Raw genomic sequence first — 12,540 nt, forward strand, 5'->3', positions numbered from 1 at the left:
CCTTGCAGAGTCTCTAGCCGGCGCCGACCACGATCCGCGGCGTCCCCGCCCATACGGTGGCGTCCGTCGCGTTGCGGCCGTCGACGATGAGGCGGATGCCGGGGAGCTGGGCCGGGCTGATCGAGCGGTAGTCCGCGTGATCGGTCTGCAGGACGGCGAGGTCGACCTCGTCGCCGAGCGCGTAGGGCTCGAATCCGAGCGAGCGGAGCTCGTCGTCGGAGTAGAGCGGGTCGTGCACGCGCACCTCGGCACCGCGTGCCGTGAGCGCTTCGACTGTGGGGAAGACGCCCGAGAACGCGGTCTCCTTGACGCCGCCGCGGTAGGCGGCGCCCAGCACCACAGCGCGCGTGCCCTCGAGGGAGCCGAGGATGCCGGCGGCCTGAGCCACGAGACGCTCGGGCATCGAGGCGTTGAGGAGGCGCGCGGTACGGACGATGTCGGCGTCGGGGTCTGTCGAGAGGTAGAGCCTCGGGTAGACGGGGATGCAGTGACCGCCGACGGCGATGCCGGGGCGGTGGATGTGGCTGTAGGGCTGCGAGTTGCACGCCTCGATGACCTGGTAGACGTCGATGCCGTGCTCGGCCGCGAACAGCCCGAACTGGTTCGCGAGGCCGATGTTCACGTCACGGTAGGTCGTCTCGGCGAGCTTGGCCATCTCGGAGGCCTCGGCGCTGCCGAGGTCCCACACGCCGTTCGGGCGGGGAAGGTCGTCGCGCTCGTCGAACTGCAGCACGGCCTCGTAGAACTCACGTGCACGCTGGGCGCCCTCGTCGGAGAGCCCGCCGATGAGCTTCGGATACTTGCGGAGGTCGGCGAAGACGCGGCCGGTCAGCACGCGCTCCGGCGAGAACACGAGGTGGAAGTCGGTGCCCTCCGTGAGTCCGGAGCCTTCCTCGAGCATCGGCTTCCACCGACCGCGCGTGGTGCCGACGGGGAGCGTCGTCTCATACGACACGAGAGTGCCGGGGGTGAGGTGCTCGGCGAGCGAGCGGGTCGCGGCATCCATCCACGCGAAATCGGGCTCCCACGTCGTGTCGTTGACGAAGAGCGGCACCACCAGCACGACGGCGTCCGCGCCGGGGATCGCCTCGGCGTAGTCGGTGGTCGCACGGAGGCGCCCCGCGGGGACGAGCTCGGAGAGCTTCTCCTGCAGATGGGCCTCTCCCGGGAACGGCTCGATCCCGGCATTGACGGCGTCGACGGCCTTCGGGTTGACGTCGACGCCGATCACCTCGTGACCGGAGTCGGCGAACTGGACGGCGAGGGGAAGACCGATCTTTCCGAGGGCCACGACGGCGATGCGCATGGATTCCAGTCTAGGCCAGCGTCGGTGGGCGACCTCCCGTCTCGGGCGCGAGCTCAGCGGCTGCCGCGCCGAACCGGACGCCTCGCCACCGAGCCGTAGACTGGGCGCTCGTGACCGACGCCCCACTCCCCCGGATGCCGCGCCTGGACGCGATCACCGGTCTGCGATGGTGGGCCGCGTTCGCGGTGTTCGTCTTCCACTTCCCCAACCTCGCACCACTGCCCGAAGAGCTTGCGCTGTTCTCGCCGTTCGGGAACCTCGGGGTCACGTTCTTCTTCGTGCTCTCGGGCTTCGTGCTCACGTGGTCCTGGCGCGCCGCGACCTCGCGGCGCACGTTCTACTGGCGTCGCTTCGCGCGGATCTATCCCCTGCACATCGTCACGCTGCTGTGCGCGATCCCGGTGTTCTACAGCTTCAATCCGGACCCCGCCCAGACCTGGGTCAAGCCGTTCGACTTCGGAATCCTGCTGCTGTGCGTCCTCCTGCTGCAGGGCTGGTCGCGGGATCCCGCGATCCTCTTCGCGGGCAACCCCGCCTCGTGGACGTTGACGTCCGAGGCGTTCTTCTACGCGCTGCATCCGTTCTTCACGCTGGCGATCCGCCGTTTCGCCGTGCGCGGAGCACTGATCGCGGCCGCGGCGGTGATCGCATTCGCCGCGGCGACGAGGGTGCTGATCATCACACAGCCGGAGAGTTGGGTTGCCGATCTGCCCTGGCCCGTCCTGCGACTGAACGAGTTCGCGCTCGGCGTCTGCCTCGCGTGGGCGTTCCGGCGCGGATGGCGGCCGCGGATCCCGCTCTGGATCCCCGTGCTCCTGATCGCCGGCTGGCTGGCTGCCCTCGCACTGCTGCCGCTCACGGCTGAGACGGCGCCGGCATACGGCGCGGTCGCGCCCTACGTGAGCGAGGTGACCTCCGCACTGTGCGCGCTGCTCATCGTGTCGACGGCCGGCGCCGACCTGGCGGGCCGGACGCGCTTGGCCCGCGCCCGCCCGATCGTGCTGCTCGGCGAGTGGTCGTACGCGTTCTATCTCATACATGCGACGCTCCTCTACGGCGCACGCGAGCTGTTCGGCTATCAGCCGGGCGGCTGGACGGGCGCAGTGTGGTTCGCCGGACTGCTGGTCATCTCGATCGCGGCCGCAGCGGTGCTGCACATCTGGATCGAGCGACCCGCCGAGCGGCGCCTTCGCGCCTGGGACGACGAGCGCGCGGCTGCGCGTGCCGGGGAACGGGTGCCCGCCCGCACGGAGTGATGCCGCGTGACCGAGGCTTCCCCGTCGGCGTGGCCGACCGCGCGATCAGCGAGGCGCGAGCAGCGCATCGATCACGCGGGCGGCGGCCCGGCCGTCGCCGTAGGGCGCGGCATCCGTCTCGGTCGGTCGGGGACGCGTGACCGCAGCCGCGATCTCCTCAGCCGTATTGGCCAGCACGTTCCACCCCAGCTCGACCGTCTCCACCCACTCCGTCTCGGTGCGGACGGTCGTGCAGGGCACGCGGAGCAGGAACGCCTCCTTCTGCAGTCCCCCCGAGTCGGTCACGACGCCTGCGCTCGACAGTGCCGCCGAGATGAGGTCCGCGTAGGCCAGCGGAGCGTGGGCGACGAGCGATCCCTGGGTCAGCGCGATGCCGTGCGCCGCCGCTTTCGCGACCACCCGGGGGTGGGCAAGGAGGACGACCGGCTTCTCGATGGCCGCCAACCCGGCCGCGACTGCGGCGAGCCGGGCCGGGTCGTCGGTGTTCTCGGCGCGGTGGATCGTCGCGACGTAGTAGCCACCGTCCTCGAGACCGAGCTCCTCCATGAGCTTCGACGGGGTCTCCCCCACCTGGTCGCGCACCTCGAACAGGACGTCGGTCATGACATCGCCCACGAGGATGGTCCTTGCAGCGAGGCCCTCGTTCGACAGGTGCTCCACCGCGACCTGCGTGGGCGCGAGCAGCAGGTCTGCGGCGTGATCGGTCATCACGCGGTTGTGCTCCTCGGGCATGCGGCGGTTGAAGCTGCGCAGGCCCGCCTCGAGGTGCGCCACCGGAATGTGCATCTTCACCGCGCTGACCGCCGCGGCGAGGGTCGAGTTGGTGTCGCCGTAGACGAGCACCCAGTCCGGGCGGTGCTCGTCGAAGACCGCATCGAGCGCACCGAGCATGGCCCCGGTCTGCACGCCGTGCGAGCCGCTGCCGACCCCGAGGTGCACGTCAGGGGCCGCAATGCCGAGGTCGTCGAAGAAGACGTCGGAGAGCATCGGGTCGTAATGCTGACCGGTGTGCACGATGACGTGCTCGACACCGGCGGCCTGAGCCGCCTTGTGGATCGGCGCGAGCTTGACGAACTGGGGGCGGGCGCCGACGACGCTGACGATCTTCACGCTGAGAAAGTGTACGTGGTGCACCGGGCGGCGGCATCGGCCGGCTCGGGACCTCGCATGCTCAGTGGCTACGATGGAGCGGATCCACAGAGAGTGAGCCGGAGCGTCGTGACTGAGACCACCCCGTCGGAGGGCCGTTCGCAATCGCCTCGCCCGCACCTGCTGTACGTCGCATGGGGGTTTCCGCCCTGCCGCGGCAGCGGCGTCTACCGTGCATGGGCGACGGCGAATGCATTCGCCGCGGCCGGATGGGACGTCACCGTCCTCACGGTGCCGCGCGAGGTGTTCACGATGTCGACAGGGGTCGACGAGTCGTTGGAGCGAACGGTCGATCCGCGGATCGAGATCGTGCGCGTCCCGTTCGACTCCGCCGCCTTCGAGAACGACCTGCGCACGTGGCCCTGGCTTCGGGCCACCGCTCCCGAGCTGTGGAGTGTCGTGAACGCGCGCAAGGAGCAGCGCACCTTCCCGGAGCGGACCTACGGGTCATGGCGTCCGGCCCTCGAGGCCGCGGCGCTCGACGTGCACCGGCGGCATCCGGTCGATCTCGTCCTCGGCACGGCGAACCCGCACGTGGACTTCACTCCGGGTCTGCGGCTTCATCGGGATCACGGCGTACCGTACGTGATGGACTACCGCGATGCCTGGCAGCTCGACGTCTTCAGCGGTGCGCGCCTCACCGTACCGGACAGCGATGTGGCTCGCTGGGAGCGCGAACTCGTGGAGAACGCGCACGCGGTGTGGTTCGTGAATGAGCCGATCCTGCGCTGGCATGCCGAGGTCTATCCCGCGGCGGCGGACCGGCTCCATGTCGTCGCGAACGGCTACGACAGCGCACCTCAACGGGGCGCAGGCTCGGCCGACGGCGAAGGGCTCGTCTTCGGCTATCTCGGCACGATCTCGTCGGCTGTGCCCATCGACCGTCTGGTCGCGGGATGGAAACTGGCGCGGAGCCGCTCGTCGCTGCTCGCGGCCTCGCGCATCGAACTGTGGGGGCACCTGAACCATGTCGGGACCCCGAACGAGGCCGTGTCGCAGCAGATGGCCGGGTTCGCCGAGAACGGCATCGCGTACCGAGGGCCGGTACCCAAGCACGAAGTGGACCGCGTCTATTCGCGATTCGACGCACTTCTGCTCGTACTCGGCACCGGGAAGTACGTCACCAGCGGCAAGGTGTTCGAGTATGCCGCCACGGGACTGCCCATCGTCTCGGTGCACGATCCGGGCAACGCGGCCAGCGACGTCCTGCGCGATGCGCCGGCTTGGTTCCCCGTCGCCTCGGTGGACAGCCCCGACGCCATCGCCGACGCCCTGATCGCCGCTGCGGATCGGGCCCGTGCGCAACGCCCCGAGGAGCGCGAGGCAGCTCGCGCGTGGGCCGAGCAGTTCCAGCGTGCGCGTCAGCTCGATCCTCAGATTTCCGCCCTGCACGCGTTCGTGGAAGATCGGAGAGCCGCACGATGAGGATCGTGGTCATCGCCCCGTCCGGCTCGATCGCCTCGGCGCTCGACCAACTCGCGCTCGAGGCCGACGACGACGTTCTCGCCGTCGTGGGCGCCGCGCCCGACGCCGACACCCGTGCGGTGATCGTTACGCCGTCGCTCGGTCGGGCGTCGCGCCGGGCATGGAGCTTGTTCGGCGGTTCGGTTCTCGGGCGCAACGCGGTGCGCCTGACTCCCCTGGACACCGGACGGCGTTTTGCCGGCGCGACGCGGCGCAGCACGCGGCTTCGCGCCGCAATCGCGGATGCCGACCTCATCGTCGTGCTCGAGCGCGACGGAATCCTCGCCGGCTGGCACGCCGCACGCCGCGCCGGTTCGCGCACCAGCGCTGTGTACGGAGTGCCGGCCGCGCAGGGGCGCTTGGCGGAAGCACGCGCGGAGCGCCGACGCTGATGTGGCTGCGGTACGCCGGCCTACGCGTGAACGAGCCGCGTGAGGATGGCGTCCTGGACGGCGATGTCCGCCTCGGACGACAGCAGCTCCGCGACGTCGTGCGCACTCTGCTTGAATCGCGCGACGTCCTCGCGTGAGATCCCCTGGATCGCACGCACCAGGTCGGCGGCCGTGTACCCCTCGGTGATCACGCCGAGCCGGTGATCCCGGATCAGCCGGTCGGTCTCCACAGCCGGGCCGAAGACGATGCCGAGCCGGGCCTGCACGAAGTCGAAGAACTTGTTCGGAAGCATGAGACGGTGGTTCGGCGTGTGCGGGGGGAGCACGAAGACGCCGAGGTCGTACGCGTTCAACGTCTGCGGAAGGTCGGCCGGACGGACTGCCGGATGAAGCGTCGTCTGTGCGCTCGCGGCGATGCGGTCGGCGAGCTTGCGCCAGTATCCGTCAGCCTGGCGTGGCTGGATGAGATACAGATCCAGCGAGTACCTGTCGCCGAGGAGATCGACCGCTTCGATGATCGCCTCGATGTTGCGCCCCGCAACGGCGCCGCCGCTGTGCACGAGCCGGATGCGGTCGGAGGCGAGCGGCGATGGGGCGAGGTCGGGGCAGTACGCCATCGCGTTGCGCACCACTTCCGTTCGTGCGCCGAAATGCTCTTCGTACATCGTCGCAATCGACTGATTCACCGTGGTCGCGGCATCGACGCCCGGCAGATACGTGCGGCACACCCAGTCCATGAAAGGGGCGACGAGAAGTCTCCAGGACAGTACATGAGATCGCTCCGCAGGTGCCCACTCGTGCAGATCGCACCAGATACGCGGCGAACCGGCCACCGCGCGTGCCAGCGGAAGCGCACGCGCCTCGTTGGCGACCACGATGTCGAACTCCCGCGCACCGAGAGCCTCTCGAGCCGCCCGCACCGCGGGGGCATCGAGCGCCACCGAGCGATACCGCCGGAGCGCGAGCTTGAGCACGCCGCTGACGGTCTGCGGCAGCGAGGGCAGTGCGCTGTCGATCTGCAGGTGATCGTGCGCGGCATCCGGGCGCTCGCCGTACGACAGCGTCGTGACGTCGCCGTGGCGGGCGAGCACGTCGAGTTGGCGCAGCACACGGGCATCCGAGCGAATGTCGGAGAAGGAGATGCAGAGGATTCGAGGGCGCAGAGTCTCGTTCACATTCGATTCCAGAAGATCATCTCTCGGTCAGTGCGACAGGAACTGCCGGTCGCACACCATGTCGAACTCTATCAGCGCCCACCTCGGGACCCCTCGGTGCCGCCGTCGAGCAGGAAGTGCTCCATCGCCCGCGCCGAGGCGGTGCCGTCGTGAACGGCGTCGACGAAAGCCGGACCGGCGGCGGCGCGCGCAGACCAGCCGCCCGGATCCACAAGGATCTCGCGGATGCGGTCGCCGACCTCGTCGAATCGCGTCTCGACGATCGGCAGCTCGAGTCCGGTCTCGCGGCGAACTGCCTGCCGCACGTCCGGGTGCACGTGCCCGAGCACCAAGCGTCCGGCTGCCATGGCCTCGCACGCCGCGACTCCGTAATCGCCGAGGCGGAACTGGTCGAGCACGATGTCCGCCTCGCCGTAGACCATCGGCATCCGATCGGCCGGAACCCGCTCCAGCCGCCGATAGACGATGACCCCTTCACGCTCGAGCGCCGTGAGCTGCTCGTCCACCTGCGGGCTGCCCTTCAAGGGCGCGTTGCTCGGCACGTACGCGACCACGGGAATGCCGCCCTCGAACGGTCGGCGGTCGGTCCGCCACCGCGCAGCATCCACGACCACGGGAAGCCAGGTCGACCGAGGAACGTCGAGCAGGCCCGGTGTCGACACGAAGACCGGAAAGTCGGAGTCGTCGACCATTCGCCGATTGGCGAGAGTCCTCGCTTCGAGGACTCTCGTCGCCTCCGGCGGATACGCGCCGCGCTCGCCGAACGGCGAATCCTGCTCGAACCGAGCATGGGAACTCGGCACACGGATGTCGCTTCCATGCCACAGCAGCCCCACCCGGAGGCCGTGATCTGCGGTCTCACGCGCCACCTCGAGCGGGGTGCGCATCGGGTCTGTGCCGTAGAGGAAGCGGCCCGACTCGAGGAGGACGTGCGTGAAGCCGGAGCGGACGGCGCGGCGTTGTCGCCGCTGCCAGCCGCGCGCGAACAGGTACGCCCCCTCGGGCACCGACACGTCAGCGGCGAAGCCGAAGGCCGCCATCGCGGCGCTGGTCGTCTCGAGGTTGGCAGCGCCGACCCCGGGGATCCCCTCGGCGGCACGCGCCCACAGGAAGCCTTGACCTGCCGAGTTCACCGGGGCCACAAGCAGGCGTACCTCGCCCTGCGGACGCACGGACACCGGCAACGGGTCTGCCCGCCACCCGAGTCGTCCCGGAAGGAGTCGCCCGAGCAGAGCGTCCGGCACCAGACCGAGGATCATTCTGGCGGCCCCGATGACCGAGGCACGCAACGTCATCCTGCGGTGCCTCACGTCAGTCCGGCGAGCCGCGCCTGATGAGCGAAGTCCGGATTGCGCGCGACCACGTCGTCGAAGGCGCCCTGCGCGGCGATCGCGCCGTCGGCGAGGAAGAGGATCTGATCCGACTCCCGGATCGTGCTGAGGCGATGCGCGACGGCGATCACGGTCACGTCCCCGCGAAGGCTGCGAATGGCCTCCGCGACATCGGACTCGGTCTTGGTGTCGAGCGCGCTGGTGGCCTCGTCGAGAACGAGGATGAGCGGATCGCTGTACAGCGCGCGCGCGATGCCCAATCTCTGCCGCTGGCCACCGGAGAGACTCAGCCCCCGCTCCCCGACGCGTGTGTCGAGCCCCTCCGCGCGACCCTCGACCACGCTCCAGATCTGAGCCCGACGCGCTGCCTCCTCGACCCGCTCGCGGTCGTAGTCGTCGCTCCAGGTGAGGGCGATGTTCTGCGCGATCGTTCCGTCGAACAGCGTCACCTCCTGCGGGACGTAGCCGACGTGGGTGCGCCATGCCCGCAAGACGTCGGTGAGAGGACGATCGTCGATGCGAATCGTCCCTGACGTCGGCGTGAGCAGGCCCAGGAGCAGGTCGACCAGCGTCGACTTGCCGGCACCCGAGGCGCCTGCGATCCCGACCGTGGTCCCGAGCGGAATCTCGACGGAGACGTGGCTCAGCGCGGGGACGGCGCTTCCGGGGAAGGTGAAGGAGATGTCCTCGAGTCGCAAGGCCTTCGGAGCGCTCGGCAGAGGTTCGCGTCCCAGCTCCTCGCGGTCGGCATGGAACTTCTTGGACGCCTCGACGTCGGCGATCACGAGCTCGATATAGGGGCCGGCCGTGACCGTCCTCGTGAGCACGGTCTGGAAGCCTGTCAGCGAGGGCACCAGGCGGAAGCCGGCGATCCCGAACAGCGCGACCGCTGAGATCGTCGCATCCATGTCACCGCCGTTCACGACGTACGTCGCCCCGCCGACGACGACGAACCCGCCGATGATCGCAGCGTCGAACACAAACCGCGGAACCGCGGCGAGAAAGCTGGCGTTCGCCCGCGCCTGGGAGGTCCTCCGGCGCGTCGCGCGGACGACGGCGGTGACCTCGTCGGCCTTGTCCCGAAGCGTGATCTCCTTCAGCGAGGCGATCATGCCGGAGATCAGGGCCGCAACGCGGAGGGATGAGTCGCGTGCCACCCGCGCGGCCTGTCTCGTCTTCCCCGTGAGCACCAGATACTGCAGAAGTGCGATTCCGCCGAGGTAGACGGTCGTGATGACTGCCGTCAGCGGCTGCGCGACGATGATGATCGCCACGACACCGACCCCGGTCACGATCAGGCCCGGAAGCGTCGTCACCGGAAGAAGGAATCCTGCGACGACGTTGGCGATCGCACTGTCGGTCATCGCGACGATCTGCGCACTGTTGCGAGAGATCCGGTCCGTCCACGACGAGCGGATGTATGCGCCGAACAGCTCCTGGCCGACGGCGAGCTCATAGGTGGCGAAGCGGCGGGTCGCAATCCACTGGAGCCACACATTCGCCGCCGACTTCGCGATGATGACGCCTGCGAGGATCAGGATCAGCCAGACGACCTGATCCTGCGGAATCGCGCCGATGATCGGGAGTTCGGCGCCCGCGCCGGTGACCGTCCCGGCGAGCACGACGGCGAGCGTCATGAGGGCGGTCACATCCACGACGGCCAGCACTGCGGAAACGATCCCGAACACGAGCAGGAACCTGCTCGCGGACGACGGGAGCAGCGGCAGCAGCCTTCGCAGGGTGCGAACGATCTGAATCATGGGTCAGAAGCGCACAGACTCGCCCGTGCGAGCGGACTCCAGCGAGGCCTCGACGACGGCGAGCGTCCGCAGGCCCTGTTCCATGGTCACGACATCGGTATCGTGGCCGAGCACCGCGTCACGGAACGCCTCGTGCTCGACGCGCAGCGGCTCGCGCTTGGCGAACGCGTATCGCGTGACATCGCCCTCCGACACTCCTCGGAACGACGACACCGACTCCCACTCCAGCGGGATGGTCCCGTTGGCGTAGAACGTCAGGTCGCCGGTGGAGGTGTCGGCGACGAAGGCGCCCTTCTCACCGGTCACGACGGTGACGCGCTCCTTCATCGGGCTGAGCCAGTTCACGATGTTGTTGACGATCACGCCCGAGGCTGTGCGCCCCGTGATGGTGATCATGTCCTCATGCTCGCGGCCGCTCTTGAACGCCGTCTGCGCGAAGACCCGCTCGTAGTGACTCTGCACGACCCACGCGGTCAGGTCCACATCGTGGGACGCGAGATCCTTGGCCACGCCGACATCCGCGATGCGAGACGGGAAGGGGCCTTGGCGGCGCGTGGTCACCTGGTACACCGCCCCGAGGTCGCCCGCCTCGATCCGTCGGCGCAGCTCCTGGAGTGCAGGATTGAAACGCTCGATGTGTCCCACTGCACCGACCAGGCCTGCAGCGGCGAAGGCGTCCACCATTCGCTGACCGGCCTCGACGGAGTCGGCGATCGGCTTCTCGACCAGTGTGTGCACGCCGGCTGCGGCGAGCTTGAGTGCGGCATCCTGATGGAACCGGGTGGGCACGGCTACGACGGCGATATCGACACCCTCGGCGACGAGGGCGTCGATGTCGGGGAGGATCTCGAGGTCGCCCGCGACCCCGTGAGGGTCGCCGGCGGGGTCGGCGATCGCGACGAGCTCGACGCCGTCGAGCTCACGCAGGACACGGGCGTGGTGCCGCCCCATCATTCCGACGCCGAGGAGACCTGCGCGCAACGCAGCCATCAGGCGCCCGCTGCCGTGACGGCGTCCACCGCTGCGACGATGCGCTCGAGATCGCTCTGCGAGAGCGACGGGTGCACCGGCAGCGACACGACCTCTCGTGCCGCCTTCTCGGTCTCGGAGAGGTCCAAGCCGGGCGCGAAGTGCGCGAGAGACGGCAGACGGTGGTTCGGGATCGGGTAGTACACGCCGCTGCCGACGTTGTGCTCCTCCTTGAGCGCGCGCACGAAGCCGTCGCGGTCGTCGGCGACGCGGATCGTGTACTGGTGGTACACGTGCACGGCACCGTCGAGGACCCGCGGAACCACCACACCGCTCAGGTTCGCGTCCAGGAACGCGGCGTTCGACCGTCGCGTGGCGGTCCAGGCATCCACCTTCGTCAGCTGCACGCGGCCGATCGCGGCATGGATGTCGGTCATGCGCGCGTTGAAGCCGATGACCTCGTTCTCGTACTGGCGCTCCATGCCCTGGTTGCGCAGCAGCCGCGCGTTGCGCGCGATCTCGTCGGTCGCCGCCGAGATCATCCCGCCCTCGCCGCTGGTCATGTTCTTCGTCGGGTAGAGCGAGAACATGGCGAACGCGCCGAATGTGCCGACCGGGCGTCCGTCGAGCGCGGCGCCATGTGCCTGTGCCGCGTCTTCGTACAGCGCGATCCCGTGCTTGTCCGCGATGGCCTGGAGTTCGCGCATCCGCGCCGGGTGACCGTACAGGTGCACCGGCATGATGCCCTTGGTACGCGAGGTGATGGATGCTTCGACAGAAGCCGGGTCGAGCGTGAAGGTCTCGGGCTCGATGTCCGCGAACACCGGCGTGGCGCCGGTCAGCGCAACCGAATTGCCCGTGGCTGCGAACGTGAAGGAGGGGACGATGACCTCGTCCCCCGCGCCGACTCCCGCCGCCAGCAGGCCGAGGTGCAGGCCCGCGGTGCCGGAATTGACCGCGACGACCGGGCGACCCGCCACGAAATGCTGTGAGAACTCCGACTCGAAAGCCGCGACCTCGGGGCCTTGCGCGACCATGCCGCTGCGCAGAACGCGATCGACGGCCGCACGCTCGTCGTCGCCGATGATCGGCTTGGCCGGGGGGATGAACTCGCTCATGCGTTCTCCTCAGTCAGGAGTCCGTCGGACTCGATATAACGGTCGCCCGTCGCAGGGCAGAGCCACAGGCCGTCGGGCGTCTCGCGGGTGAGCGGCACGCCGGCCTTGCCTACCCAGCCCAGACGACGAGCAGGCACGCCGGCGACGAGCGCGAACGGCGGGACGTCCTTCACGACGACCGCGCCGGCGGCCACGGTCGCCCAGGCGCCGATGGTCACCGGAGCGACGCACGTCGCCCGCGCGCCGATGGACGCACCGGTCTCGATCGTCACCCCGACCGGCTCCCAGTCGTGGGCGCTCTTGAGACTGCCGTCGGCATTGATCGCGCGCGGGTAGGTGTCGTTGGTGAGGACGACCGCCGGGCCGATGAACACACCGTCGCCCAGCTTCGCGGGCTCGTACACCAGGGCGTAGTTCTGCACTTTGCAGTTGTCGCCCATGACGACGCCGGTGCCGACGTAGGCGCCGCGTCCGACGATGCAGTTGCGGCCGAGAACGGCCCCCTCGCGCACCTGGGCGAGATGCCAGATCGAGGATCCGTCGCCGATGCGGGCGTCGGGCGAGACGTCGGCCGAGTCGACGATGCGCACGGCGGAAGAATGGGTCACGTTCGAGGGCTC

Annotated in this window: 11 protein-coding genes; 3 read left to right on the plus strand and 8 right to left on the minus strand. The window is 69.2% G+C overall.

Translation table 11 applies throughout. The annotated features are described in order from the left end of the window. Positions 1–13: 13 nt before the first annotated feature. Positions 14–1,306 carry a nucleotide sugar dehydrogenase gene (locus FFS15_RS07105; RefSeq protein ID WP_137844322.1) on the minus strand — a complete coding sequence of 431 codons (1,293 nt, stop codon included), beginning with the start codon at positions 1,304–1,306 and terminating at the stop codon, positions 14–16. A gap of 110 nt (positions 1,307–1,416) precedes the next feature. Between FFS15_RS07105 and FFS15_RS07110 the strand changes: the two genes are divergently transcribed. Further along, positions 1,417–2,562 carry an acyltransferase gene (locus tag FFS15_RS07110; protein WP_249353812.1) on the plus strand — a complete coding sequence of 382 codons (1,146 nt, stop codon included), beginning with the start codon at positions 1,417–1,419 and terminating at the stop codon, positions 2,560–2,562. Positions 2,563–2,607: 45 nt separating this feature from the next. On the opposite strand, the gene wecB is transcribed toward FFS15_RS07110, so the two are convergent. Further along, on the minus strand, positions 2,608–3,672 hold the full coding sequence (wecB, locus tag FFS15_RS07115; RefSeq protein WP_137844323.1) for a UDP-N-acetylglucosamine 2-epimerase (non-hydrolyzing): 1,065 nt from the start codon (positions 3,670–3,672) through the stop codon (positions 2,608–2,610). Between the two features lie 108 nt (positions 3,673–3,780). On the opposite strand from wecB, the gene FFS15_RS07120 reads away from it, so the two are divergent. Both FFS15_RS07120 and FFS15_RS07125 read left to right on the plus strand, forming a co-directional pair. Next, complete coding sequence (locus tag FFS15_RS07120; RefSeq protein ID WP_249353815.1) at positions 3,781–5,136, plus strand: glycosyltransferase; 1,356 nt, start codon at positions 3,781–3,783, stop codon at positions 5,134–5,136. Between the two features lie 5 nt (positions 5,137–5,141). After that, entirely contained in the window at positions 5,142–5,567 is a 426-nt protein-coding gene (locus FFS15_RS07125) for a hypothetical protein (protein ID WP_171013116.1), read from the plus strand. Positions 5,568–5,587: 20 nt separating this feature from the next. Here the strand turns inward: FFS15_RS07125 and FFS15_RS07130 are convergent, their stop codons facing one another. From FFS15_RS07130 to FFS15_RS07155, 6 genes are all read right to left on the minus strand, one after another. Further along, positions 5,588–6,676: a glycosyltransferase gene (locus FFS15_RS07130; protein WP_249353817.1), complete on the minus strand. Its 1,089-nt coding sequence runs from the start codon at positions 6,674–6,676 to the stop codon at positions 5,588–5,590. Positions 6,677–6,813: 137 nt separating this feature from the next. Further along, positions 6,814–8,037: a glycosyltransferase family 4 protein gene (locus FFS15_RS07135; RefSeq protein ID WP_137844325.1), complete on the minus strand. Its 1,224-nt coding sequence runs from the start codon at positions 8,035–8,037 to the stop codon at positions 6,814–6,816. Between the two features lie 11 nt (positions 8,038–8,048). Beyond that, the gene (locus FFS15_RS07140) at positions 8,049–9,833 is read right to left on the minus strand and encodes an ABC transporter ATP-binding protein (RefSeq protein ID WP_137844326.1); all 1,785 of its coding nucleotides are present in this window, start codon (positions 9,831–9,833) and stop codon (positions 8,049–8,051) included. Between the two features lie 3 nt (positions 9,834–9,836). Next, on the minus strand, positions 9,837–10,823 hold the full coding sequence (locus FFS15_RS07145) for a Gfo/Idh/MocA family oxidoreductase (protein WP_137844327.1): 987 nt from the start codon (positions 10,821–10,823) through the stop codon (positions 9,837–9,839). Beyond that, on the minus strand, positions 10,823–11,920 hold the full coding sequence (locus tag FFS15_RS07150) for a DegT/DnrJ/EryC1/StrS family aminotransferase (protein ID WP_137844328.1): 1,098 nt from the start codon (positions 11,918–11,920) through the stop codon (positions 10,823–10,825). Before FFS15_RS07150 ends, FFS15_RS07145 begins: the two co-directional genes overlap by 1 nt. After that, positions 11,917–12,528: an acyltransferase gene (locus tag FFS15_RS07155; protein WP_249353819.1), complete on the minus strand. Its 612-nt coding sequence runs from the start codon at positions 12,526–12,528 to the stop codon at positions 11,917–11,919. Before FFS15_RS07155 ends, FFS15_RS07150 begins: the two co-directional genes overlap by 4 nt. Positions 12,529–12,540 lie beyond the last annotated feature (12 nt).

Origin of the sequence: Microbacterium sp. 2FI (assembly GCF_005502885.1) — a bacterium.
GTDB lineage: Bacteria > Actinomycetota > Actinomycetes > Actinomycetales > Microbacteriaceae > Microbacterium.